The organism is Amycolatopsis sp. cmx-11-32 (assembly GCF_047608695.1).
Classification (GTDB): Bacteria; Actinomycetota; Actinomycetes; order Mycobacteriales; family Pseudonocardiaceae; genus Amycolatopsis.
In genome coordinates this window covers 197,076-221,194 of the sequence record NZ_JADNQN010000001.1, presented here as the reverse complement: position 1 = coordinate 221,194, position 24,119 = coordinate 197,076, and the positions used below count along the sequence as shown (strand labels likewise).

Annotated in this window: 26 protein-coding genes; 8 read left to right on the top strand and 18 right to left on the bottom strand. The window is 68.8% G+C overall.

The features are described from left to right. The first annotated feature begins 8 nt into the window (after positions 1 to 8). Positions 9 to 872 carry a glycosyltransferase family 2 protein gene (locus ACM6LR_RS01025; protein WP_414935668.1) on the top strand — a complete coding sequence of 288 codons (864 nt, stop codon included), beginning with the start codon at positions 9 to 11 and terminating at the stop codon, positions 870 to 872. Between the two features lie 138 nt (positions 873 to 1,010). Next, on the top strand, positions 1,011 to 1,241 hold the full coding sequence (locus tag ACM6LR_RS01020; RefSeq protein ID WP_414935667.1) for a hypothetical protein: 231 nt from the start codon (positions 1,011 to 1,013) through the stop codon (positions 1,239 to 1,241). On the opposite strand, the gene ACM6LR_RS01015 is transcribed toward ACM6LR_RS01020, so the two are convergent. Both ACM6LR_RS01015 and ACM6LR_RS01010 read right to left on the bottom strand, forming a co-directional pair. Next, on the bottom strand, positions 1,238 to 1,735 hold the full coding sequence (locus ACM6LR_RS01015) for a hypothetical protein (RefSeq protein WP_414942991.1): 498 nt from the start codon (positions 1,733 to 1,735) through the stop codon (positions 1,238 to 1,240). The two genes, ACM6LR_RS01020 and ACM6LR_RS01015, sit on opposite strands and share 4 nt — an antisense overlap. Positions 1,736 to 1,883: 148 nt before the next feature. Next, positions 1,884 to 2,336: an adenylyltransferase/cytidyltransferase family protein gene (locus ACM6LR_RS01010; protein ID WP_414935665.1), complete on the bottom strand. Its 453-nt coding sequence runs from the start codon at positions 2,334 to 2,336 to the stop codon at positions 1,884 to 1,886. A 74-nt stretch (positions 2,337 to 2,410) separates the two neighbouring features. Here ACM6LR_RS01010 and ACM6LR_RS01005 point away from each other — a divergent pair, with 74 nt between their 5' ends. Beyond that, positions 2,411 to 3,307 (top strand): DNA-3-methyladenine glycosylase family protein, encoded by an 897-nt coding sequence (locus tag ACM6LR_RS01005; RefSeq protein WP_414935664.1) that lies wholly within the window; start codon positions 2,411 to 2,413, stop codon positions 3,305 to 3,307. Positions 3,308 to 3,409: 102 nt separating this feature from the next. Here the strand turns inward: ACM6LR_RS01005 and ACM6LR_RS01000 are convergent, their stop codons facing one another. From ACM6LR_RS01000 to ACM6LR_RS00970, 7 genes are all read right to left on the bottom strand, one after another. Next, positions 3,410 to 3,586 carry a hypothetical protein gene (locus tag ACM6LR_RS01000; RefSeq protein ID WP_414935663.1) on the bottom strand — a complete coding sequence of 59 codons (177 nt, stop codon included), beginning with the start codon at positions 3,584 to 3,586 and terminating at the stop codon, positions 3,410 to 3,412. 123 nt (positions 3,587 to 3,709) lie between these two features. Further along, positions 3,710 to 4,060, bottom strand: a complete 351-nt coding sequence (locus ACM6LR_RS00995) for a GntR family transcriptional regulator (RefSeq protein ID WP_414935662.1) — start codon at positions 4,058 to 4,060, stop codon at positions 3,710 to 3,712. 136 nt (positions 4,061 to 4,196) lie between these two features. Continuing rightward, a complete protein-coding gene (locus ACM6LR_RS00990) occupies positions 4,197 to 4,892 on the bottom strand; it encodes a hypothetical protein (RefSeq protein ID WP_414935661.1) in 696 nt (231 codons plus the stop codon). Between the two features lie 28 nt (positions 4,893 to 4,920). Beyond that, positions 4,921 to 5,466 (bottom strand): NUDIX hydrolase, encoded by a 546-nt coding sequence (locus tag ACM6LR_RS00985; protein WP_414935660.1) that lies wholly within the window; start codon positions 5,464 to 5,466, stop codon positions 4,921 to 4,923. Then, entirely contained in the window at positions 5,463 to 6,857 is a 1,395-nt protein-coding gene (locus ACM6LR_RS00980) for a coenzyme F420-0:L-glutamate ligase (RefSeq protein WP_414935659.1), read from the bottom strand. The genes ACM6LR_RS00985 and ACM6LR_RS00980 overlap by 4 nt, the downstream gene beginning before the upstream one ends. Next, positions 6,793 to 7,791 (bottom strand): 2-phospho-L-lactate transferase, encoded by a 999-nt coding sequence (cofD, locus tag ACM6LR_RS00975; RefSeq protein WP_414935658.1) that lies wholly within the window; start codon positions 7,789 to 7,791, stop codon positions 6,793 to 6,795. The genes ACM6LR_RS00980 and cofD overlap by 65 nt, the downstream gene beginning before the upstream one ends. Further along, positions 7,788 to 8,522 (bottom strand): GNAT family N-acetyltransferase, encoded by a 735-nt coding sequence (locus ACM6LR_RS00970; protein ID WP_414943226.1) that lies wholly within the window; start codon positions 8,520 to 8,522, stop codon positions 7,788 to 7,790. Before ACM6LR_RS00970 ends, cofD begins: the two co-directional genes overlap by 4 nt. 53 nt (positions 8,523 to 8,575) lie before the next feature. Between ACM6LR_RS00970 and ACM6LR_RS00965 the strand changes: the two genes are divergently transcribed. From ACM6LR_RS00965 to ACM6LR_RS00950, 4 genes are all read left to right on the top strand, one after another. Continuing rightward, positions 8,576 to 8,770: a hypothetical protein gene (locus ACM6LR_RS00965; RefSeq protein ID WP_076163259.1), complete on the top strand. Its 195-nt coding sequence runs from the start codon at positions 8,576 to 8,578 to the stop codon at positions 8,768 to 8,770. Positions 8,771 to 8,881: 111 nt separating this feature from the next. After that, positions 8,882 to 9,202 (top strand): ferredoxin, encoded by a 321-nt coding sequence (gene fdxA / locus ACM6LR_RS00960; protein ID WP_007031860.1) that lies wholly within the window; start codon positions 8,882 to 8,884, stop codon positions 9,200 to 9,202. Next, a complete protein-coding gene (gene dapC, locus ACM6LR_RS00955) occupies positions 9,199 to 10,290 on the top strand; it encodes a succinyldiaminopimelate transaminase (protein WP_414942990.1) in 1,092 nt (363 codons plus the stop codon). The genes fdxA and dapC overlap by 4 nt, the downstream gene beginning before the upstream one ends. A gap of 261 nt (positions 10,291 to 10,551) precedes the next feature. After that, on the top strand, positions 10,552 to 10,779 hold the full coding sequence (locus ACM6LR_RS00950; RefSeq protein WP_414942989.1) for a hypothetical protein: 228 nt from the start codon (positions 10,552 to 10,554) through the stop codon (positions 10,777 to 10,779). Here the strand turns inward: ACM6LR_RS00950 and ACM6LR_RS00945 are convergent. From ACM6LR_RS00945 to ACM6LR_RS00935, 3 genes are all read right to left on the bottom strand, one after another. Beyond that, entirely contained in the window at positions 10,755 to 11,726 is a 972-nt protein-coding gene (locus ACM6LR_RS00945; RefSeq protein ID WP_414935655.1) for a CHAD domain-containing protein, read from the bottom strand. The two genes, ACM6LR_RS00950 and ACM6LR_RS00945, sit on opposite strands and share 25 nt — an antisense overlap. Positions 11,727 to 12,306: 580 nt before the next feature. Next, positions 12,307 to 13,293, bottom strand: a complete 987-nt coding sequence (dapD, locus tag ACM6LR_RS00940; RefSeq protein ID WP_414935654.1) for a 2,3,4,5-tetrahydropyridine-2,6-dicarboxylate N-succinyltransferase — start codon at positions 13,291 to 13,293, stop codon at positions 12,307 to 12,309. A 28-nt stretch (positions 13,294 to 13,321) separates the two neighbouring features. Then, a complete protein-coding gene (locus tag ACM6LR_RS00935) occupies positions 13,322 to 13,711 on the bottom strand; it encodes a hypothetical protein (RefSeq protein WP_414935653.1) in 390 nt (129 codons plus the stop codon). 48 nt (positions 13,712 to 13,759) lie between these two features. Here ACM6LR_RS00935 and dapE point away from each other — a divergent pair, with 48 nt between their 5' ends. Beyond that, positions 13,760 to 14,833: a succinyl-diaminopimelate desuccinylase gene (dapE, locus tag ACM6LR_RS00930; RefSeq protein ID WP_414935652.1), complete on the top strand. Its 1,074-nt coding sequence runs from the start codon at positions 13,760 to 13,762 to the stop codon at positions 14,831 to 14,833. Here the strand turns inward: dapE and ACM6LR_RS00925 are convergent. From ACM6LR_RS00925 to ACM6LR_RS00900, 6 genes are all read right to left on the bottom strand, one after another. Then, positions 14,826 to 15,716 carry an aminoglycoside phosphotransferase family protein gene (locus tag ACM6LR_RS00925; protein ID WP_414942988.1) on the bottom strand — a complete coding sequence of 297 codons (891 nt, stop codon included), beginning with the start codon at positions 15,714 to 15,716 and terminating at the stop codon, positions 14,826 to 14,828. The genes dapE and ACM6LR_RS00925 overlap by 8 nt on opposite strands. Continuing rightward, positions 15,713 to 16,966, bottom strand: a complete 1,254-nt coding sequence (locus ACM6LR_RS00920; protein ID WP_414942987.1) for a helix-turn-helix domain-containing protein — start codon at positions 16,964 to 16,966, stop codon at positions 15,713 to 15,715. Before ACM6LR_RS00920 ends, ACM6LR_RS00925 begins: the two co-directional genes overlap by 4 nt. A gap of 142 nt (positions 16,967 to 17,108) precedes the next feature. After that, positions 17,109 to 18,164, bottom strand: coding sequence for a chitinase (locus ACM6LR_RS00915; RefSeq protein WP_414942986.1), 1,056 nt, complete (start codon positions 18,162 to 18,164; stop codon positions 17,109 to 17,111). Between the two features lie 205 nt (positions 18,165 to 18,369). Continuing rightward, complete coding sequence (locus ACM6LR_RS00910; RefSeq protein WP_414935648.1) at positions 18,370 to 19,956, bottom strand: M20/M25/M40 family metallo-hydrolase; 1,587 nt, start codon at positions 19,954 to 19,956, stop codon at positions 18,370 to 18,372. Positions 19,957 to 20,046: 90 nt separating this feature from the next. Beyond that, on the bottom strand, positions 20,047 to 22,311 hold the full coding sequence (locus tag ACM6LR_RS00905; RefSeq protein WP_414935646.1) for a M4 family metallopeptidase: 2,265 nt from the start codon (positions 22,309 to 22,311) through the stop codon (positions 20,047 to 20,049). A gap of 279 nt (positions 22,312 to 22,590) precedes the next feature. Further along, complete coding sequence (locus ACM6LR_RS00900) at positions 22,591 to 23,913, bottom strand: tetratricopeptide repeat protein (RefSeq protein ID WP_414935645.1); 1,323 nt, start codon at positions 23,911 to 23,913, stop codon at positions 22,591 to 22,593. Positions 23,914 to 24,119: the final 206 nt, after the last annotated feature.

Below are 24,119 nucleotides of genomic sequence, written 5' to 3'. Positions count from 1 at the left end.
ATGGCCGCGTGACTGAGCACCCCAGCTACGGCGACGGGCTCGCCGTCGTGACCGTGACGTACTTCCCCGGCGAAACCCTCGAGAAGTTCCTCGACACCCTCGAGAAGGCGACGGATCGGGACGTCCAGGTCGTCGTCGCCGACAACGACTCCACGGACGGCGCGCCCGAGAAGGCCGCCCGGCGGGACAACGTCAAGCTGGTCAGCATCGGTGAGAACGTCGGTTACGGCACGGCCGCCAACCGCGGTGTCGCGGCGCTGGACGACAGCTACGGCTGGATCGTCGTGGTGAACCCGGACCTCGAATGGGAACCCGGTTCGCTCGACGCGCTGCTGGAGGTCGCCGGACGCTGGCCGCGTGGTGGCGCCTTCGGTCCGCTGATCCACGACCTAGACGGGACCGTCTACCCGTCGGCTCGCCTGCTGCCGTCCTTCGGCAGGGGGATCGGGCACGCGGCATTCGGCAAGTTCTGGCCGGGCAACCCGTGGACGCGCCAGTACCGCCAGGAGACCGGTACCCCGGTCGAGCGGACGGCGGGCTGGCTTTCCGGGTCCTGCCAGCTGTTCCGCCGCGAGGCGTTCGACTCGGTCGACGGATTCGACACGCGCTACTTCATGTACTTCGAGGACGTCGACCTCGGTGAGCGACTGTCCCGCGCGGGCTGGCTGAACGTGTACGCCCCTTCGTCCAGCGTCATGCACATCGGCGGGCACTCGACTTCGCAGGCTTCGGAAAAGATGCTGCGCGCGCACCACGACAGCGCCTACCGCTATCTCGCGGACCGTCACCGCGGCCTTCTGTGGAAGCCGGTCATGCTCGCGGTGAAGGCCGGTCTCGCGCTGCGGCTCAAGCTGGAGACCCGCAAGAAGTAGCCGTTCCGGCCACCGGAACTCGCGCGACTCGGCTTCTCACCCCACCGCATCTCGCCGATCGGTTCACCCGATGGGGGTGCGTACTGCACTGTCGGCGACCTCGTCCTGTCTTTGCGTGCGATTCGCGGAGAACGGTTCTTGTCGCCGGAACGCACGAAGGAGTTCCACACGCCGCAGGTGCTCCACGGCAAAGGCGTTTGGTACGGCTTCAGTCTCGTATTCGTCTTGGAGCAGTTCGGCTCGGTGTGGAACTACTACAAGGACGGCGGCAACGCCGGTGTCTGCTCGCTCGCGCGGCACTATCCGGGCAAGGGGCTGCGATCGGGTGATCCAGGCTTTCTGACGGAGCTGCCCGCGAGTAGGGGCTAGATGCCGTCCAGCCGCCGCGAAAGGTTCGAACGCCCCGAAGGGTTCTGCTTCACCGTCGGCACCAAGCCACCGATCTCGTTCTCGACGGTGTCCGGCTCCGGCTGCTCGATCAGGGGGCTCTGCACCGGCGCGGCGGGTGGCCGCCGGTTGAGCGGGGTCGTCGCCTGCGGCAGGGGCCTGGTCGGCTGCATACCGCGACGGCGCGGGTACGGCTGCGGCTGTGTCGAACCTTCGCCCCGCACCGGCGGCAGGTCCAGCCGGGTGGTCGGTTCGGGCCCCGCCAGCGGGTGGTCGTTCTCCGCGATCAGCGAGGCCGGTAGCTGCGTGGTCGTGTCCGGGTCCGACGAACGGTCGATCTCGGCGACCACCGATCGGGGGATCTGCTGGGTGTTCGCGGAGTCCATCGGCGACGTCGCGTTGTCCGGTGTCACGACGAAGGCTCCACGCGCACTGGCGCGTGCGAGCAAGGCGTCCGCCCGAGCACGGGGGTCCATCCCCTAGGCCTCCCGACTGACCTGGGGCCCTCTGGGTTCAGGGCCGACTGTGTGACGTCTAGGGTAGGCCCTAGGAGCGGCTGCCGTCAGCAGACCCGCAAACGTCTTCGGACAATTCTCGGCAGGCACCTGGCCGGCCTCAAGGAACTCAGGCTTCCATGTCCGACAGGATCCGGGTGCTGGAGTCGGCCTTGTCGGTGCCCCCGATGCCGTAGAGCAACGTGATGTCGTTGCGGGCCCCCGCCTCGATCTCGTCGGCCGGAAGCTCGTCGACGCTGCGCCGATCGCCGCCGTTGCAGAACTCGAGTTCCGTGTCCGGATACGCCGCCCGGATCAGGTCGAACGATTCGTTGATGCCCGGCCCCTGCTCGACGGCGATGTACACGTCGTCGACGATGCGCAGCGCGCGGACGATCCTGGCCCGGATGTCCTCGGTCTGGATCACTTTGCCCTTTTTGAGCACTTGCTGGTGATCGTTGTTGACGATGACGATCAGGTAGCCGGACCGCGCTTGCGCGTCCTCGAACAGGTCGAGGTGGCCCTGGTGGAGCGGGTTGAAGTACCCGCTGACGATCGAGGCCTTCGCCGGTCGCTCGGTCATCGTCGGTGTCCTCCATCGGCTTACGGGTCGGGTGGCTCGGACAACCCTAGCCGAGTGCCGGGTAGTTTCACCGTGTGCTGTTCCGCCCCGGCTTCGAACTCGACCTGGACACCGTCCTGGGTCCGCTGAGCCGTGGGTCGCGGTCGCCCAACGTCGTCCGCACCGAGGGCGGGGTCACCTGGCTGGCCGCCAACACCGCGGACGGCGCGGGCACGCTCGCGCTGCTGCGGCGCGCGGACGGCGAGATCGAGGCGGAGGCCTGGGGGCCCGGCGCGGACAGGCTGCTCGACGGCGTCCCGGCGATGCTGGGCGCGCACGACGACGACTCCGAATTCGTGGCGCACCACGACGTCATCGCGTCGGCGCGGCGCCGGAATCCGGGACTGCGCCTCGGGGCTACCGGCCGGGTGTGGGACGCGCTGGTGCTCGCCGTGCTGGAACAGAAGGTGACCAGCGTGGAGGCGCTGCGGTCGTGGGGCGAACTGTGCCGCTGGTTCGGGGAATCCGCGCCTGGGCCCGGGCCGTCACGGCTGCGCGTGCCGCCGTCGCCCGTCGCCATCCGGTCCATTGTGGACTGGGAATGGCATCGCGCAGGAGTGGACCTGAAACGGCGAACGACGCTGATCACAGCGGCCCGCGTCGCGCCCCGGCTGGAGAAGGCCGTCGAGCTGAAGGGCGTTGAAGGCCGGGCTTGGCTGCGGAAGGTACCCGGCATCGGCGTGTGGACCGCCGCGGAGATCGCGCAGCGCGCCTGGGGCGACCCGGACGCGGTGAGCTTCGGCGACTACAACATCCCGTCGATGGTCGGGCACGCGCTCGTCGGCACGAAACTCGACGACGCCGGGATGTCCGAGGTGCTGGCGCCGTATTCACCGCAGCGGCAGCGCGCGGTGCGCTACCTGTCGACGGCGGGATTCCGGCGCCCGCGATTCGGGCCGAAGATCGAACTGCGCGATTACCGCGCGATGTGACTTACCGCGAGTCTCGCGAGGCCGACGTCCAACACCTGCGGCGCCTTGGTCGATGTCCCCAATGTGGCATTGGGGACATCAGGCCCGAGGTGCGAGCCGCGCCTAGCTGCCCCAGCCCCGCGGCGGGTACGGCTGCTGCTGGCTCGGGTGCTGCGGGTACTGGTGATGAGGGAGCGCGGGCGGCTGCGGCTTGTTGTTCGACTTCACGAGGAAGAAGACGCCGATCCCGACCGCCGCCAAGACCACGAGGATGAGCACCAGCACCAGAAGGAAGACCATGCCAAGAGGTTAACCGGACGCCCCGTCACCAGCCGGGCGGCTGCTTCGGCTTGTTGAGCGCCTTGATCGAGAAGATGATCCCGGCCACGGCAGACCCCTTCGTTCGTTCCAGCGGACGGTAGATCAGCCCAGGGCGGCGTCGACGATCGCCTTCGCCTCGTCGCGGTCGAGGCCCAGTTTCCTGGTCAGCGCGGCGTAGTCGGCAGCTGCTTGCCTCACCCGTTCGCGGGTTTCGTCGCCGACGGCGCCGACGAAAGTGCCCGCCCGGCCGCGGGTCTCGATCAAGCCAGCCTCTTCGAGCTCACGGTAGGCCTTCGCGACCGTGTTGGGGGCGATGCCTAGGTCCTCGGCCAGTTTCCGCACGGTCGGGAGTTTCGCCCCGACGGGCAGTGAGCCGTCGTTGATCCGCGCCGCGTAGGCGGTGCGCACCTGCTCGAAGGGTGGGACCGAGGAGTTCGGGTCGACACTGACCATGCGGTTTCTCCCTGCTGGAAATGCCGTGAAGGCCTCCCTTCACCACTCTGAATCGACCTGCGCGCGCAGCGCGTCCGTTGTGGGCGGCGGTGGGGCATGGATGGAGTAGGGAAGGAGGCCTTCACGGAATGTCGGGCTACTGGCGGGGCGGGACCACCTGGGTCCGGTCGCCGCCGGGGACGACCTGAGTGGCGTCACCCGCGCTACCGGGCACCACCTGCGTCCGGTCACCGCCGGCGGGCGAGACGACCTGGGTGCGATCGGCGCCGGCGGGCGAGACGACCTGGGTGCGATCGGCGCCCGCGTCCATTTGCTGCTGCCGGGACAGGACCTGCGTGCGGTCGGCGCTGCCGTGGATCGGCGGCCCGGCCTGCGGAGGAGGAGGCGGGAAACCGGGCTGCGGCATCGGCGGCTGGAGCATCGGCGGCTGGAGCATCGGCGGCTGGGACATCCCGGGCGCGCCGAACGGGCTGGGCGGCGGCGCGAAACCCGCCGGAACCGGAGCCGGAGGCGGCGGGTAACCGGGCGCCTGGCCATAACCGGGTTGAGGCGGCGGAAAACCGGGCTGCTGCTGCCAGTTGCCCTGCGGGGCGGGGCCACCGGCGGGCGGGGGCGGCGGGAAGCCCGGAGCCGGGCCGCCACCGCCGAAGTTCGGGTTCTGCGGGAAGGCCATCGGCGGCTTCTTCGCCTGGTTGACCTTCACGATGATCACCACGATCACGATGATGACAATGATGATCGCCAGGATCAGCAGTACCCAGCCGGCGCCGTCACCGTCTCCGTCGCTGTGGACCCGGACCCGGCCCAGGTATGGCGTCAGCGTCGTCAGCATCATTCCCCCTTGAACGTCAGCCGACACCCTAACGGCCGAGGGGCGCGGGGAGGGCTGCTTCCACCAGTTCGGCGAGGTCTTCCGAGCCCTGAGGGAGAAAATTCACCGGCCACCAGCGAAGATCGTCCGATTCGTCGCTTTGTACCGGCCGCGCGCCCCGGGGTGCGCGCACGACGAAACGCACGTCGAAATGCCGGGTCGGCACGCCGAGCGAGCAGGTGATCGGATGGACGTCGAGATGCACCGGAACCGGGTCGATCACCAGCTCCTCGATGCCCGATTCCTCCCGTGCCTCACGCAGAGCCGCGTCCGCGAGCGTCGCGTCGCCCAGTTCGCAATGCCCGCCGAGCTGCAGCCAGCGTCCGACTCGCGGATGCAGGGTGAGGAGGACGTTTTCCGCTTCGGCGTCCAGAAGCACGGCCGACGCGGTGACGTGCCCGGCCGCGCATTCGCGGCGGCAGACGTCGTCACGGGCGGCCAGGAAGCCGAGATAGGCCTGGCGCAAGGATTCCTGGGCCGTGTCCACCGGCCGCCAACCGGACAAAGTCGACACGACATCGCTGTGCAGGGTCACAGTTCGAGAAGTCCTTCTCCGGGTTCGCTCGCGCCGCGAGCGGGCGGCAGGGCGGCGGGATGTCCGATCGCGACCGCGCCGAGCGGCTCCCAGCGCGCGTCCAGGCCGAGTACTTCGCGCACGATGTCCGCGGCGAAGATGGTCGACCCGATCCAGCACGAGCCGAGGTCTTCGGCGGCGAGAGCGACCAGCAGACCCTGCACCGCCGCGCCACCGGCGACCGTGAACATCGTGTGCTCGCAGGCATTCCGCCGCTCGTCGCGGTAGGTGTGCGCGCCCTCGGCGACGAGGAACGGCACCACGACCTCAGGGGCGTCGTACAGGATGTCGCCGCGGCTGAGGCGTTTCGCGACCTGCTCGGCGGTGAAGTCGTCGCCTTCGAGATCGGCCTGCCACGATGCCTTCATCGCGTCGAGAAGCTTACGGCGCAGGCCTTCCTCACGCAGCCATACGAATCGGACCGGCTTCGTGTGGTGCGGCGCGGGCGCTGTCAGCGCGGTCCCGACGGCGCGGCGCAGCACCTCGGGATCGACCGGTTCGCCGGTGAACGACCGGATCGAACGCCGCGCGAGCACCGCTTCCCGGCGGCCCTGCGCGATGGCTTCGTTGGTGCCGAGCCGGAACAGGTCTTCTTCGATCGGCCGGATCAGCTTGCGCGCGGTGGACCCGTCGTCGGTCAGCCGCAGTCCGCGCACGACGGCGGCGGGTGTCCCGCCGAGCTTGCCCTTGACCAGATCCGCCGCGGCGGCGAGTTCGTCGGCGATCGCCACCTCGGTGACCGCGAGTTCGTTGCCCTGGCTGTCGATCTCACCCTCGTACGAATGCAGCACCCGCAGCCCGGACGAGCCGATCGCGGCGTCGGTCTGCCCGACCCGCCACGCGCGGCCCATGGTGTCGGTGACCACGACCGCGACCTCGACGCCCATCCGCTCGCGCAGCCCGTTCCGCAGCGCGAGCGCGGAGGCGTCCGGATCCGTCGGCAGCAGCGCGACCTCACCGGAGGCCACGTTCGACGCGTCCACACCGGACGCCGCCTGCACGATGCCGAGCTTGTTCTCGGTGATCACCGTCCGGTTGATCCGCGCGATCACGCGGACGGACTCGTCCTCGACGAGTTTGCGCCGGGCGGCGTCACGCTCTTCGGGATCGGCGGGGACGCGGATCAGCATGCCTTCGGCCTTGGAGACGATCTTGCTCGTCACGACCAGGACGTCGCCCGAACGCAGCCAGGGGACCGCCTTGACGATCGCGCCGGTCAGGTCGTCACCGGGACGGAACTCGGGCAGACCTTCGACCGGCAGGATCTCGATTTTCGTGGAAGCGTGGTCACTCAACAGAAACTCCGGCCAGGTCGAAGGCCGCGAGCGCCATCGCCGCGGTCTTGTCCACATCGGACATCAGCAGGGGGACGTCGCGGACGGCGACACCCGGCACGTCGACGGTCTCGCCCTCGGCGACCAGCCAGCCGTCGAGCACCCCCTCCGCGGATCCCTCGCGGGAACCGTAATGCCGTCCGACGGCCTCGGCCGACGTCTCCACGCCGATCGCGCTCAGGCACGCGTCGGCCATGCCGCGCAACGCCTTCCCGCCGATGATCGGCGAGATCCCGACGACCTTGGCGCGCGTCTTCCGCAGCGCGGCGCGGATCCCGGGGACGCCGAGGGTCGTGCCCACCGACACCACCGGATTGGACGGCGCGAACAGCACGAGGTCGGCGGCCGCGATCGCCTCCAGCACTCCCGGCGCCGGTTTGGCCTCGTCGGCGCCGACGGCGATGATCGAATGCGCCTTCGGCTCGGCGCGATACCGCACCCACCACTCCTGGAAGTGGATCGCCTTGCGCTGGTCCGGATCTTCGGGATCGTCGATCACGACATGCGTTTCGACGCGGTCGTCCGACATCGGCAGCAGGCGCACGCCCGGCTGCCAGCGGTCGCACAGCGCCTCGGTGACCTGCGAGAGCGGATAGCCCGCGCGCAGCATCCGCGAACGGATCAGGTGCGTCGCGATGTCCTTGTCGCCAAGACCGAACCAGGTCGGCTCGGCGCCGTACTCGGCGAGTTCCTCCTTGACCGTCCAGGTCTCGCCCGAGTGCCCCCAGCCGCGTTCGGAGTCGATCCCCCCGCCGAGGGTGTACATGCAGGTGTCCAGGTCCGGGCAGATGCGCAGACCGTGCATCCACACGTCGTCCCCGGTGTTCACCAGCGCGGTCACCTCGTGTGGTGATTCCGGCGCGGAACCGACCGCGGGCAGACCCAGTGCTTGCTTGACCCCCAGCAGGAAGCGGGCCCCGCCCACTCCGCCGACCAAAATGACGACCTTCACGACAGGCGATCCTCGCACGTGTCCGGACCGGGGGCCCAGTAGCGGTACCTGTGGTGCTCCGTACAGCCCAGGTCCTCGTATAGCGCGAGCGCGCCGGAGTTCGCCACCGCGACCTGCAAGAGCATGCCCGTCGCCCCCTGAGCGGCGCCCCAAGCGCCCACCGCGTTCATCAGCCCGCGCGCCAGCCCCCGCCGACGGAACTCCGGCCGGACCTCCAGCCGGGCGATGTGCAGCCACTCGCCGACGACCGCACCGCGCACCGCCCCGGCCGTGACGCCGTCCAGCTCGACGAACCCGAAACCGACCTTGCCGGTGCCGAGAACGTGCCGCGGTGCCTCCGCGGGCGTCGCACTGCCCGCCGTCATCTCCCACCATCCGGACGTCGGCTCGTCGAGGATCACCGCTCCCCCCGAGGTCCCGCGCGAGAGCGGCCCGGTCAGCAAACGCACCTCGTGTGCGGGACGGTGTTCCACATAGTGGACCCAGCCCTGGGCCTCGATGGCGTCTTCGGTCGACGTGTTCTGGATCACCTGAACGGCCGGCGGGATGGAATGATCGTGGGCGAAGTCACAGACCTGTTTCAAGGCGTCTGGCAGCGGTTTTCCCGGGTCGCCGATCGCCAGGGCACTGTTCGCCCGGGCGGTGAACCCGCCGGCCCAGCGAAGCCTCCAGTCGCCGATCCGGCTCTCCAGCAGGGGCATCCAGGCCTGACTGCAGGTGAGCTCGAGCAATTCCGCAGTGTTCACGGTTAGATTGTGCCAAGGAAGGCAGTGGGAGGAACCCGATGAGCATCGCGCGCAAGGACGACCGGCACAACGAAGACCTGGTCCGCGAGATCTCCGACGGCTTCAACCGGGCTTTGGGCTCGGAGAAGGCCGTCGAAGAGGCGGACGCCGAAAAGGCGAAACCCGCCGCGCCGAAGTTCGTCATCACCGGGGACAGCAGGGCCACTCCGCCGCCTCGCCGAAAGGACCGCTGAGGGGCCCATACCCGGGGTACGGATAAGGGTGGCCTAAGCGGGCTGGTCGCGCCCGTGGGCGCGTAATGTCCGTTGCAGACTGGTGAAGCAGAGATAAAGCAGGAGTGCGCAGTGACCTACGTGATCGCCGAACCCTGCGTCGACGTGCTCGACAAGGCGTGTATCGACGAGTGCCCCGTGGACTGCATCTACGAGGGTGACCGGATGCTGTACATCCACCCGGACGAATGCGTCGACTGTGGTGCCTGCGAGCCGGTCTGTCCCGTCGAGGCGATCTACTACGAGGACGACGTCCCCGACGAGTGGAACGCCTACACCAAGGCCAACGTCGACTTCTTCGACGAGCTGGGCTCGCCCGGCGGCGCCTCGAAGGTCGGCAAGACCAGCCACGACCCCGCCTTCATCAAGGCTCTTCCCCCGCAGGGCGAATGAGCCGGATCGCCCTTCCTGATTTTCCCTGGGACTCCCTCGTCGAAGCCAAGGCGAAGGCCCAGGCGCATCCCGGTGGAATCGTCGACCTGTCGATCGGCACGCCGGTGGATCCGGTCCCCGAAAGCATCCGCGCGGCGCTCGCGTCCGTGTCGGAGGTCCCGGGGTACCCGACCACGCACGGGACACCTGAGCTGAGGGCGGCCGCGATAGACGCGCTTTCACGGCGTCACGGTGTCGAGGGCGTTCCCGAAGCGGCCGTCCTGCCGACGATCGGTTCGAAGGAACTGGTCGCCTCGCTGCCGCGTCAGCTTGGCTTCGGCCCTGGTGACCTCATCGTCATTCCCGAAGTGGCGTACCCGACCTACGAGGTCGGTGTGCTGCTGGCGGGTGCTTCGCTGCTACGCGCGGACAGCACTTTCGCGCTCGGTCCGCAGCGGCCGTCGATGCTGTGGTTGAACTCGCCGTCCAACCCGACCGGTCGCGTGTTCGGTGCCGACCACCTGCGCAAAGTTGTCGAATGGGCGCGGGAACGCGACGTCGTCGTGGTCTCCGACGAGTGTTATCTGGCGCTGGGCTGGGAAAGCGAGCCCGTGTCGATCCTGCACCCGTCCGTGCACGGCGGCTCCCTCGACGGCCTGCTCGCGGTCCACTCACTGTCGAAGTCCGCGAACCTCGCGAGCTACCGGGCCGGGTTCGTCACCGGTGACCCGAAGCTCGTCGCCGGGCTGCTGGAGATTCGCAAGCACTCCGGGTTGATCATGCCGCGGCCGGTGCAGGAGGCCATGGTCGCCGCGCTGAAGGACGACGAAGCGCTTGCCGTGCAAAGGGAGCGTTACGCGCGCCGCCGACTGGTGCTGCGGAAGGCGTTGCTGGACAGCAATTTTGAGATCTCGTACTCCGAGGCGGGGCTGTATCTGTGGTCCACGCGCGGGGAAACCGCGCTCGACACGGTCGACTGGCTGGCCGAGCGCGGCATCCTCGCCGCGCCGGGGACGTTCTATGGGCCGACGGGTGGCCGGCACGTGCGCATCGCTCTGACGGCCACGGACGAGCGGATCGAGGCGGCCGCGGAGCGGCTCGCTTCCTGAGGCTGGGCAAGTACCTGGCGCCGTGAGCTGAAGGGGACTTTCCCCGCATCCGACGCGGTGAAAGCGCCCTTCGCCGCATCACATGCGGCCATGGGCCCCTTCAGCTCACATCGCAGCCCGGTGAGCGGGGTCCGGGTCGGCGAGGAGTCGCCGCGCGGGTGCTGAAGATCAGTACCGAGCTGCTCGAGAAGTACACCGAGGGCGCGGACGACGCCCACGAGCGCGGCGAGAACACCCGCCAGTTCGACATCGGGTACCGCGGTGGACCGCTCGCCCGAGGCGTTGCCGCACGGTCCGCAGGCGACGGTGCTGGTGTTCGGCGACGGTCCGACTCTCGAAGGCGCCCGCCGGATCCTGCCCGAGGGCAGCGCACTGTCCGATGGGGACTTCGAAGACGTCGGCGGGCACGCTTTCGCCGCGTACGAGGCCGAGAACGGGCGACAGGTGCAGATCCGCCCGGACGGCTACATTCGCGGGCTCACCGCCTGAGCGGCCGCGTCGACCTCTGCCCAGACGTCGCGCCACACAGCACGGACCTCGGCGCGGCGCAGCAGTTCCTTCTCCGCGACCCGGCCCGCGATGAAGGCGACCTCGACGTCGCTGGAGTCCAAGGTTCCCCGCATGCGATCGGCGGCGACACAGGCGTCCTGGTGGTCCCCGAGAACGGTCTGAAGGTCCTTCGTCGCCTTGATCAGCCTCTGGATTCTCGCCGCCTGCTTCTTCTTCGCGGCAGGCTTGGCCATCTCGGCGGCATAGCGCAGTTTCTTGCCGTAGATGCGGAGCGCGTGAAGGTCGTCATCCGGGGGATTCGAGGGAAGCGCCTTCACCGCCTTCGCGAGCTTGCGGTGCGGCTTCGCCAGCCCGGCGATGAGGCCGGCCGAGGTGAGAGGGGCTTCGGAGGCGGACTCTTCGGCCGCGGGCGGCCGGGCGAGACGGCCGATGTCCCGCAACATCGAGGCGTACCGGGGGCTGGCGAGCGCGCGGGTGAGCCGCCGTTTCGCGACACCGCGTTCGGTGACGAACATCGAGACCAGACGGCGCGCCGCGGGCTGGTCGCGCACCTCGAACTCGGCGACGACCTCGCGGAGATGCCCGATCAGGACGTCGTAGTCGCGGACGTCGCCGAGCGACTGGCCGAGCCAGCCGAGTTCCGCGCGCACCGGTTCGGCGTCCGGGCCGACAAGGCGGCCCGACAGCTTGAGGACACTGCGCATCCGGCGCAGCGAGACCCGCATCTGGTGCAGGTCCTCGGGGTCGGCGCCGGATTTGGTGCCGGGTTCGTGCGCGAGGAGCGCGCGGATCTCGACGTCGAGTTTGACCCGGACGTGGGCGGCCGCCGGATCGTCCGGCCCGGCTTTCGCGGGACGGTCGCCGAGTCCGAGCGCGGCAGGAGTGGTCGAAGGGGCGTTTTTGCGCGGCAGGGTCTCGGCTGTCACAAGATGAATTCTAGGTGAACTGGCAAGGTGGTCCAGGCTGTGTCGCTCAGAGCGCGCTTCCGGATTTCCGCGGCCGGGCTACGGAAATGGCGGATCACTCACCCAGCCGTGTCAGCGGCCCGCCCCCGCAAACCCGAGGCCTCCGGCCAAAAGAAACGCGCGCGCGTGCCCCTCACCCAACCAGTCCACTTCAAACCCGGGAGACACCCCCAGACCGTGACAGAAGCAAGGGACCTTTGCTATCGCTCTCTGGGGGAGAGTGACAGCAACGGTCCCTTGCTCTCTTTTCGTGCTGCCGAGGGTGTCGCGAAAGCCACTTTCGAGACATCAGACGTCGCGAAAGTCGCTTTCGCGACACCCGGGAGACCAAAAGCGGCAGCAAAGGTCCCCTGCTCCCGCGCCGAAGCGGCCCTGGGCCACCTCAGGTGACTGTGTGGGTTTCGGGACATCTAACGTCCAAAATCCACGCGATCAGTTAGCGTCCGCTACGCGGGGTGAGGGGTGTGTGGAAATAGGGACACTCAACGTCTCTATTTCCACACACCCTCCTGTCATCCGCCTGGTCACGCCTCGCGGCAGGTCAGTTGGCGTGCAGGGCCGCGTTCAGCTCGATCCCGACGCCGGTGCGCGCGACGACCTCGACGGTGCCGGTCCCGGAATTCCGCCGGAAGACCGCGCCCGAGATGCCCGACAGCTCCAGCGCCTTAACGACCTTGCCCTCGAAGTTCACCTTCGTGCCCGCCGTGACGTACAGGCCGGCTTCGACGACCGAGTCGTCGCCGAGCGAGATGCCGACGCCGCCGTTCGCGCCGATCAGGCAGCGCTCGCCGATCGAAATGGTCTCCCTGCCGCCACCGGACAGCGTGCCCATGATCGACGCGCCGCCGCCGACGTCGGAGCCGTCACCGACCACGACGCCCGCCGAGATCCGGCCTTCGACCATGGAGGCGCCGAGCGTGCCGGCGTTGAAATTGACGAAGCCCTCGTGCATGACCGTGGTGCCGTTGGCCAGATGCGCGCCGAGGCGGGCGCGGTCGGCGTCGGCGATGCGGACGCCGGTGGGCACGACGTAGTCCACCATCCGCGGGAACTTGTCCACGCTGTAGACGGTGACGTTGCCGCGCGCCCGCAGCCGCAGCCGGGTCGCCTCGAAGCCCTCGACGGGGCACGGCCCGTGGTTGGTCCACACGACGTTCGCCAGCAGGCCGAAGACGCCGTCCAGGCTCGCGCCGTGTGGCTGGACCAGGCGGTGCGACAGCAAGTGAAGGCGCAGGTAGACGTCGTGTGTGTCACCGGGGGCGTCGGCGAGGCCGGCGATGGTCGTGCGGACCGCGACGACCTCGACACCGCGGTCGGTGTCCGGCCCGAGCTGGGCGGCGGCCGCCTCGCCGAGGGCCTCGGTGGCCTCTTCGGCGGTCAGCCGCACCGTGCCGGGCTTGCCCTCGGCACGCTCGGTCAGCTTGGGCAGCGGGAACCAGGTGTCCAGCACCGTGCCGTCGGTCGTGACGGTGGCCAGTCCGACGCCGGTGGCGCCGGTCGTTTCGGGATCAGGGGTCTGCTCGCTCACGCCCTGAACGGTAACCCAGTGACCGACGTCAGCCGCCGACGAGGCTCTTCACCGAGGTCAGTGCCGCCGACATGGCACCGAGGGCCTGTCCGCACGGGCCGCCGGGGGCAGGCTGGTCCTGGCAGTTCGTGGTGCGGAACGCCGAGATCGGGCGATCGAGGGCGTCGGCGTGCGACGACAGGTCCGGGCGGCGCTTGCGGATGCCGCCCGCGGCGCCGGAGAGTTCGGTGACGTACTTCTGGCAGCCCTTGGGCGACTCGGTCCCCGGCGCCAGATAGCACTGGTCGGTGGTCAGCGCCTTGAGCTTGATCGGCAGCACGTCCGGCGCCGTGCTCTGGGTGGGCTTCACCGTCACCGGGACCTCGCCCGATCCGCAGCCGCCGAGCAGCAGGAGAAGGCAGGCCAAGATCGCTCGCATGCGCACTCCTTCACGGTAGCCCGGCGACCACGCGGGTACGGTGCGGGCATGCCTTCGCTCGATCTGCACGCGGACCCCGTCGACCTCACCGCCGCGCTGGTGGACATCTTCAGCGTCTCGGAAGAGGAGAAGGTCATCGCGGACACCGTGCAGGCCGCGCTGGAGACGCAGGCACCGCACCTCGAGGTGATCCGCAACGGCGACGCCGTCCTCGCCCGCACGAATCTCGGCCGCTCTTCGCGGGTGATGCTGGCCGGGCATCTCGACACCGTTCCGGTCAACGAGAACCTGCCGGTACGTCGTGAGGGGACCGGCGACGACGAGGTCCTGCACGGCCTGGGCACTGTCGACATGAAGAGCGGCGACGCCGTCTTCCTGCACCTCGCCGCCGCTCTGCGCGAGCCGAGGCACGACCTGACCTTCGTGTTCTACGACTGTGAAGAGATCGAAGCGACGAAGAACGGCCTCGGCCGCATCGAGCGCGAGCTGCCCGAGTGGCTGCGGGCGGACCTCGCGATTCTCGGCGAACCGTCGAACGGTGGTATCGAGGGTGGTTGCCAGGGCACGATGCGGATCGAGATCCGCGTCGAAGGCGTCCGAGCGCACACCGCGCGCGGTTGGATGGGCGTCAACGCGATCCACGGCCTCGCCGAACCGCTGCGCAGGCTGGCCGAGTACACGCCGCGGGTGGTCGACATCGACGGCCTGACCTACCGCGAAGGCCTGCAGGCCACGAAGATCGGCGGCGGTGTCGCGGGCAACGTCGTGCCGGACGAGGCCGTGCTCACGATCAACCACCGGTTCGCCCCCGACCGCGGCGCCGAGGAGGCGGAGGCACACCTTCGCGAGGTCTTCGAGGGCTACGACGTCAAGATCGTCGACTTGTCGCCGGGTGCGCTGCCTGGTCTGAGCGCCCCCGCGGCGGCTGAATTGGTCGCGGCGGCAGGCGGCAAGGCGGTCGCGAAGCTGGGCTGGACCGATGTCGCGCGCTTCGCGGCTCTCGGAATTCCGGCGGTGAACTTCGGGCCAGGCGACCCGACGCTGGCGCACACGCGGCAGGAGAACGTGCGGGCCGGTCAGATCCGGCAGGTCGCCGCGGTGCTGCGCGAGTTCCTCAGCTAGCCAGGGCGAGCAGTTCCTCGATCGCCCCCTCTGGACCGCCATGAGTGAGGTACGCGATGGCGAACATGGGCGCGATGACCCGGCTCCAGGCGTACAACCTGTCTCCGTCGAGCCCGCACGCGCTCGCCACCACCTGGCACCGGGCCCCGACACCCTCGTGTCCGGCGCCGGACACCACGTAGTCGACGGCGTCGTAACACGGATCGCCCACGCATGCCTTCGGATCGATCGCGATCAGCCCGCGCGACGGGCCGCCGTCCAGGACGTTGCCGAGGTGCAGATCGCCGTGGAGCAACACGACCCTGTCCTGCGTGTCCAGCAATGTCTCACAGCGCTTTATCGCCCGCCGCCAGGTTTCCTTGCCGATCCGGGCGTCGATGGCCGGTTCGGTCAGCCTCCGGCCGATCCGGTCGAAGGCCTCCTCGCACCGGCCGCGCAGGCTCCACGGCCAGTGCGCGGGCGTGTCCACGGAGTGCAGCGCGGCGAGCAGCTCTCCCCACCGCTGTGGCAACGACGGCGAGGGCAGGTCCTCGGCCTCGGTGCCCGGCAGGATCTCCTCCAGCACCATCGCTCCGGCGTCCGCGTCGGCGGCCAGCACGGCGGGCACGCGGCCCGATGAGGCGAACACCCGCAGCATCTCGATCTGCTTGGCCGGCAGCGCCCGGTCCGGACTGAGTTTGAGTACCGCCGGGGTCCCGTCGGACCAGCGGCAACGCAGGACGACGGACGAGGCGCCGCTCTCGAACAACTCGCCGAGCACGAAGCCCCACCGGGAGGCTAGCCGCGCGGCGAGAGACGGAACCCCGGCGAGCCATTCTTCGGCCTCAGGACCGAATCGGCTCACCAGCCGGGTACGGATGTCTTCCCTGTCCACTTCGGTCATTTCGGAATGTCCTCCTCGGCGCCTAGTAGGAGCAGTCCGCGCCGCAACAGATCCACGGCCTCTTCGGTTCGCCCCTGGTCGCGAAGCAGCTCTCCCGCTTTGTCCACCGAAGCGGCCAGTACGCCGCGAGCCTCGCGGAGGGCGGCGATGTCGATGGCGTGCGCGAAGTTAGTTTCGGCTGCTTCGAGGTCTCCGCGTGCCAGAGCGAGTAAGCCCTGCTGGAACGTAAGGGACGCGGAGTGTGGCGAGTCCTCCGGGATGGCTTCGGCCGCTTCGGCGAGCAGCACGGCGGCGTCGTCGAGACGGCCGAGTTCGCGGCAGAGATCGGCGAGTTCCAGGGTGACGGCAGGATCGGACACGGCCGCTCGTGACGCGCGAAGGTCCGCGAGAGCGCCATCGAGATCGTCGGTTCGCCGGACCAGCGCCCGCGCGAACAAGCACCGGGCCAGCACCGGCCGCAGCGCGCGTTCGTGGAGCAGGTCGTGCAGCGCCGACACGGCGGCGACGGCGTCGGCTACCCGTCCTTCGCCGAGATAGGCCTCGGCCAGCCGACGCTGGTTCTCGGTGAGCTCGGCCAGGATCTCCTCGCCGCCGCGGACCAGCCGGAGCGCCTCGCCGGCGTGGTGCGCGGCATGGGTGGTCTCGCCGAGGCGGAGCTGCCCGTCGGCGAGGTACGCGTGCAGCGTCAACAGGAGCACCGGATGCGGATGACGGTCGAGGCTCGCGTCGAGCGCGGTCCGGAGCAGGTGCATGGCGTGGTGTGGCTCGCCGCGGTCGATCAGCGTGTTCGCCCGCAGCGCCATGGCCAGTTCCCGGTACGGCGGGATGTCGTCGTCGAGAGCGGTTTCGGCGGCGGCCACCAGTCGCGGCCGAGTTTCGCCTTCGGCGTACCGTGCGAGCCACAGCCAGGCGAGCCCGGCCTGGCGGGTCCTGCCGATCCCCTTCGCGTGCCGCGCCAGCCGCCGCATCTTCGGCGCCGAGCCGTTTCCCGCGAGGAAGTCCGCCGCGGCGGCCGCGATGTCCAGCTCGAGCCGGACGTCGTCGCGGGGCGAGGTCACGCCGAGCAGTTCGCCGGTGTCCACCCCGAGCCGCGCGGCGAAGTGGCGCAGCGCGTCACCGGACGGGGTCCGGGCACCCGTCTCGACGGACGAGACGTACGCGGCGGTGTAGTGCGGTTCGGCGAGTTCGCGCTGCGTCAGGCCGCGTTCGGCGCGCAACCGCCGTAGCCGTCCGCCGACCTCCTCGCCCATACCCGGGAACGATACGGCCGACCGCGCCGAAGGTTGCGCGCGTATCCCACCGACCGACCGCAATTAGTCCTCTAGTTGCGGTCCTTGCACACGCAACTACCGCAACTAGAGGACTAAATGCGCCAGGTATCGCGCGAGATGCTCAGCGGCCCTGGAGTGACTTCACGTTTTTTCCGAAGGTCCAGTTCCGCGAACCGTCCCAGTTGATCGACCAGGTCATGAGACCCTTGAGCGCCGGAATGCTCCGGTACGCCTGGGAAACCAGGCTCGGCGACATGTAGCCGCCGCCGGCTCCGGCCTGTGCGGGCAGACCCGGCGCCTGCTTGTCATAGGGAACCCGGATCGTCTGGCCCTGGATCACCAGGCCCTTGTCGAGGCAATTCGTCTGCGCGACGAAGCCCTGCACCGTCCCGGCCTGGTACGAATCGCCGGAGCAGCCGTACATGCTTCCGTTGTAGTACTGCATGTTCAGCCACCACAGCCTGCCGTTGTCCGCGTACTTCTTGATGACCGGCAGGTACGCGCCCCAGATCGAGCCGTAGACGACGCTGCCACCGGTGACGTACGCGGTCTCGGGCGCCATGGTGAGCCCGAAGTTCGACGGCATCGCCGCGAGTACGCCGTCGATGATGCGGATGAGGTTCTTCTGGGACGCGGAAAGCGTGTTGATGTTCCCGTTGCCGACGAGGCCGGTCTCGATGTCGATGTCGATCCCGTCGAAGTTGTACTTCTTCAGGATCGGCACGATGGTCGCGACGAACCTGTCCGCCACGGTGGCCGAGTTCAGGTCGATGCCCGCGGTGGCACCGCCGATCGACATCAGGATCGTCGCGCCCGCGTCCTTGGCGGCGCACATTTCGGACGGAGTCGCGACCTTCACAGTCGCGTCCATCCCATCCTCCCATTTTGCCGTTCCGTCGGACAGGATGACCGGAAAGGCCGCGTTGATCACGTTGTACCCGTTGGCCTTGATCCGCGCGTCGGTGATCGGGATCCAGCCCATCGGCGGATGGACGCCGTTCGAGGCCCCGTCCCAGTTCTCCCAGTAGCCCTGCAGGACCTTGCCCGCCGGCTTCGATTTGACCGCGCAGACCTCGGCGTCCACCGACGCCTGCGCCGGGGTCAGGACGACCAAGGTGGTGACGGCGAGTGCCGCCGCGCCGGTGATTGCGAGCAGCCGTGAGACGCGACCGAACATACCCAGCTCCCATCTCGAAAGCGATTGTGAACGAACAGGAAGCGGCCGTTCGGCTCAACATAGGTCGCCGTGCATGAGTGGCGCTACCGACGATCGGGTGGTCTAGACCAGATATCGAAGAGTTGCCGGATTCTTCCCCGCGAAAGGACAGGGCCATCTCACGAAGCCGGGTGTCCCCGTGAGATGGCCCTGTCGATTCAGCGGGTCAGACGGTGATGGTCCAGCTGTCGAGGGTGCCGGTGTCCTGGGCGTAGGCGTCGTAGAGCACGAGCGTCCAAGTGCCGGAAGCGGCCTCGTTGGTCACCGGGACCGAGTAGTCCCGGGTACCGAGGTCGGTGCACGGAAGGGATCCGGTGGCCTTGACCGAGTAAGTACTGCCGTCGGGTGCCTTCAGACTGATGCGAAGGTCCTCGGAGCAGGTGTGCGTCCCGGTGACGGTCACCTTGACCGGCGATGTCGCCGAACCCGTTGCGGTGGAGGTGATCGGGCTGTTCACCGTGGCGTAGTCGTTCAGCGCGAAGTCGGCGCCGTTGGTGAACGTGCGCACGCCGGCGTTGCCGACGGTGAGCGTGTACTGCGCCGTGCGGTCCACCGAGGTCCCGTCACCGGTCACCGTGATCGTGCTGGTGCCTTCAGGGGTGCTCGCCGACGTCGCGATGGTGAGCGTCGAGGATCCGCCCGACTGCACAGAAGCCGGGTTGAACGTCGCGGTGGCTCCGGCGGGTAGACCGCTGGCGCTCAGTGAAACCGTTTGTGCCGCACCGGAAGTGGTCGCGGTGTTGACCGTGACGGTCGCCGACTGTCCTGGTTGGACGGTGCCGGAGGCCGGGGAGAGGCCGAGCGAGAAGTCGGGACTTGTGGAGGCGCCGACGGCCAGCTTCCAGACCGCGTAGGCGATCGCGTCGCTGTTCTTCTCCAGCGGGGTGTCCGGGATGTTGGACAGCGTGTCGCAGGCGCGGTGGTAGCAGCTGTCGAACGCCCTTCCGGCGGTGCCGCCCCATTTCTGTTGCTGTGCGGCGCTCTTGGTGTAGCCGGCGCCGGTCGCGAGACCGCCGACCGGGATGCCCGCGCTCTTGAACGACGCGTGGTCCGAGCGGCCGTCGCCTTCGGTGTCGCCTTCGGTCCGGATGCCGATCGACGTGAAGTACTCGTCGAACACGGCCTTGACCGAAGCCACGTCGTCGTAGACGAAGTAGCCCCAGTTGTCGGAGCCGATCATGTCGAAGTTCAGGTAGGTCTTGATCTTCGTGCGCTCGGCGGCGGGCAGGTTGGCGACGTAGTGCTTGGACCCGCGCAGGCCGGACTCCTCGTCGGCCCACCAGCCGAAGCGGACCCGCTTGGCCATCGTCGGGTTCTCACGGGCCAGCGTCAGCGCGACTTCGAGGATCGAGGCCGAGCCCGAACCGTTGTCGTTGATGCCGGGGCCTGCGGCGACGCTGTCGAGGTGCGCACCCAGCATGATGACCTGGTTGGCGTCACCCTGCGGCCATTCCGCGATGATGTTCTGGTTCTGACCCGCGCAGCTCGTGCAGGTCTGCAGCGTGACGTTGTAGCCGGCGCCGCGCAGCTTCTGCGCCACATAGGACACCGACGCCGGATAGCCCGGCCGTCCCGAGGCGCGGTTGCCGCCGTTCTGGTTGGCGATCGTCTGCAGTGCGCTCAGGTGCGCCTTGACGTTGGCCAGCGAGATGTCCGGCGCGGCGTTGCCTGCCGCCTGCGCGGGCGCCGTGACGACGCCCAATACGGCGGCCATGCCGATGACGGCCACTCCTAATCGTTTTCCCCACTTCATGCCGGGGTTTCCTTCCTGGATCGGGTTTGCGTGAAGGACTCCTTCCCTCGACCGAGTCGAGGGAAGGAGTCCTTCACGCGCGAGGGAGAGCTAGACGGTGATCGACCAGCTGCTGAGCGTGCCGGTGTCCTGTGCGTAGGCGTCGTAGACCACGAGGGTCCAGGTGCCTGCCGCGACTTCGTTGGTCACCGGGACCGAGTAGTTCCGGGTGCCCAGATCGGTGCAGGGCAGGGAACCGGTCGCCTTCACCGAGTACGTGCTGCCATCGGGGGCCTTCAGGCTGATGCGAAGGTCCTCGGAGCAGGTGTGCGTCCCGGTGACCGTCACCTTCACCGGCGACACGGCGTTGCCGGTCGCGGTCGAGGTGATCGAGCTGTTCACCGTGGCGTAGTCGTTCAGCGGGAAGTCGGTGTCGTTGCTGAACGACCGGATGTTGCCGCCGGTGCCGACGGTCAGCGTGTACTGCGCGGTGTGCGCGCCGCTGGCCGCGGTGCCGGTCACCGTGATGGTGCTGGTGCCTTCAGGGGTGCTCGCCGACGTCGCGATGGTGAGCGTCGAGGAGGCACCGGACTGGACCGAAGCGGGGTTGAACGTCGCGGTCGCCCCGGCCGGGAGACCACTGGCGCTCAGCGCCACCGACTGTGCCGCACCGTTGACGGTCGCGGTGTTCACCGTGGCGGTCGCCGATTCGCCGGGCTTGACCGTGCCGGACGCCGGGGTGACGCCGACCGAGAAGTCGGAGCCGCTCGGGGTGCACGAGGTCGGTTCACCGGTCGCCGCGGGGACACTGATGGCCTCCCACGCCGCCTTGGTGGTGTTGAACTCGGTGCAGGAACCCGGGTACAGCGCGAGCGCCGCTTCCAGGGTGGCCTTGCGGGCCGCCCGGTGGTTCCAGCTGGAGGTCTTCTTCAACAGGCCGTTGTAGAAGATCTTCCCCGCCTTCTGGATGCCGATGCCGGTGATCGAGGTGTTGTTGCAGGTCGGGCTGGCAGGCTTGCCGACCGGGGCGGTTCCTTCGGCCAGCAGGTAGAACCAGTGGTTCTGCGGGCCCGCCGCGGCGTGCACCTCGGTGTTCGGGATGGACGACGAGTAGCAGTTCGGGTTGCCCGAGATCCTGCTCGGCTGGTTCATGTAGCGGATCGGGCCCTGTCCGACCAGGTTCACGCCCTCGCCGACGTCATAGTCGGGGCGGTCCTTGGCGTTGTTCGCGTAGTGCTCGGTGAGGGCACCGAAGATGTCACCGGTGGACTCGTTGAGGCCGCCGTTCTCGTTGCCGCTGCCCGCGCCGCCCGGCGTGGTCTGGAAGATGGCGTGGCCGTACTCGTGCGCGACGACGTCCATCGGGGTGGCCTGGCGCTGGCTGTCGGAGGAGCGGCCGTAGGTGGTCGAGGAGCCGTTCCAGTAGGCGTTGGCCTGGTTCAGGCCGACGTAGGCGGGGAAGCCGCCGCCGTTGCCGTTGATGCCGTTGCGGCCGAGCCATTCGCTCAGCATCTTCCACTCGGTCTGGACGCCGAAGAGCGCGTCGACACAAGCGGTTTCCAGGTCGGTGCCGGAACCGTTGCCCCAGTTGTCGTCCGGCCCGGAGAACGGCGAACCGTTCTGGCGGGCACAGCTGATGTTGCTGCGCTGCGGGTCGCGCATGGTGTAGGTGCCGCCGGAGTTCGTCGTGTCGATGGTGACGTTGCCGACGTAGTAACTGTTCCCGGCGCCCAGCACACTGGCTTCGTTCGACGTCGCCTTGGCGGCGGTGGAGAAGTTTGACATCTTGACGTCGTCACGCGTCTGGAGGACAGCGCCGGTGGCGCCGTCCACGAACACGTGCAGGTTGCTCGGCGTCGCCGCCTTGGTGCCCGCGACGACGACCTCGTAAGCGAGCTTGGGGGAGTTCCCGGCCAGCACGACGAGATTCGGCGCGGTGACACTGTCTACTTCGGACAGCTGTGCGCGGGCGACCTCGGCCGCCTTCGCCGCGGTGATCTTGGCCTTGGTGCCGACCGAGATCGCCGCGGTCTCCGCGGCGCTGGTGCCGCGGACGCGCCCGGCGCCGTCGGCGACCACCACCGCGTCCCCGCCGACGACCGGCAGGCCACGGTAGGTCCGTTCGTAAGCGGCGTAGAAGAGTCCTCCACCACCAGAGGTCAGTCCGACGCGGCGGAAGCCTTCGTCGGCACCCTTGCGCAACTGGTCCACACCGGTCGCGGCGGCCCGGTCGGCCGCGCTCGCGGCCACGGAGTCGGGGCTCGCGGGTTGGACGGTCGCGGTGGTCGCGTTCGCCGGGGTCACCGGGAACGTCATGCTCAGGGCAAGGCCGGCGATGGCCGCCAACCCTGTTCTGAGCCCTCGCTGAACGGTCATGGGGAACCTTCCATGGGCAGGACCGTGAACCCGGACGGCCACAGGCGCGACGGGGGATTCGACCGAGTCGGGGAGCACGGCGGGGGACGGGGAGCGTGTCCATTCGGATAACTGGAGTTATCTCGATGGACACGTCCGAGTAAAGGAGCCGGTCACGGGAGGCGTCAATGGGCCGGATGGCCTAGCGGGACGGGTGAAGATCACTATGCGAGGAATAAAATCCCTGTGTAGTAAGGCTTTTGTCGCCAGTCGCGATATATAGCGACTTTCGTATGGTTTTCAGTCCGTTGGCCCGGAATCGGACATAGCGGCCGCGCGGACGCCGCGCCGATAGGCCTCCGCGGCTTTGTCGATTAATCCGCGGGCGCGCAAAGTATCGCCCAGATGCAGCGAAGTGGCGACGAGTGCGCCGCGCAGTTCGGACTTTTCCTGTGCGGTGGCGGCTTCTTCGAGCAACGCGGTCGCCTTGGGCAGATCGCCGCGGGCACGGGCGATGAGTCCCAGCAAGCGGAGAACCTCCGCCTTGGCCTCGACGTCGGGGGATCGATCCAGAAGCGGCCGGATCCCCTCGGCGAGTTCGGCGGCCTCGTCGAGTGCCCCTTGGCGGCGGCGGACGTCGGCGAGTTCGATGGTCGCGCCGAGGACGCCTTCACGCGAACCGGCTTTGGCGAGGAGGTCGCGGGCGAGCAGCAGTTCGGCGTGCGCGTCGTCGAGTTTGCCCAGCCGTCGCCACAGGAAGCCACGGGCCCAGCGGCTCCGGGCGGCGTCACGGTCGTAGCCGATGGAGGTGAACAGCCGCAACGCCCGCGAAAGGTCCTTTTCGGCGCGGTCGGCCAGGCCGATCGCCTGCCACAGCTGCGCGGCTTGCCGGTGGTACCGCGCGGAGATGTCCTTGCGGTGTGCGGAAGCCAGCGCCCGACGCCCTTCTTCGGCGGCCCGCCGCGCACGGCGGAGCGCACCCATTTCGATGAGCGGGTGGATCAGCGCGGTCACCAGCGCGAGTTCGGCGTCGGGGTCGACGGGGCCGGCGGCGCGGAGCCCGGCGAGCGCGGTTTCGGCCAGTGCGACCGCCGCGCCCAGGTCGCCCGACAGCGCGCGGCAGGCGGCGACGCGGTTGACGATCATCGCGCGCAACCGAGGTGACGCGGCGTCGGCGAGTTCCATGGCGTAGGCGAACCCTTTGTCCGCCAACGGGATGTCGTAGCGCTGCCAGTCGACCTCGCCGAGATAGAACCGCGCGTGGCACTGGACGTCGGGCAGGCGGTACGCGGCAGCTCGCTGTTCTATCCGCGCGAATTCGCGCTCGGCGGCCCCGAGTCCGCCTTGTTGCAATTCCCGATATGCACTTTCCAGCGCGTCGGTGAGTTCCGCGGCGGCGCCCGGCGGCCTGCCGAAGCGGAGTTCGTCCGCGGTCAGCCCGAGCCGTCGCGCGAGATGGGTCAGGACGTCGTCCGAGGGCACGCGGCTGCCGGACTCGACTTTGGCGAGGAAACCGCGGTCGTACCGGGGCTCGGCGAGCTCACGCTGGGTCAGCCCGCGCGCCTTGCGCAACCGCCGGATCCGCGCGCCGAGCGATTCGGCCTCGGTTCGCAGGGAGGGCATCAGTCCACGGTAGACGATTTCCCGAGTACCGGACTGACCTCGGACGAGAGTTCGCGCTGATCTGTGTCGTCGCGGATGCCGACGTGTAGACAGTCGGTGCCGACTTTGAGGCAACGTTCTCTTCCAGGGGCTCAATCTGTGGGATACCCGCTGACAGTGGTCCCGTTCCGGTGACTTTCACCCGGCGAATCGGACATATTGACTGG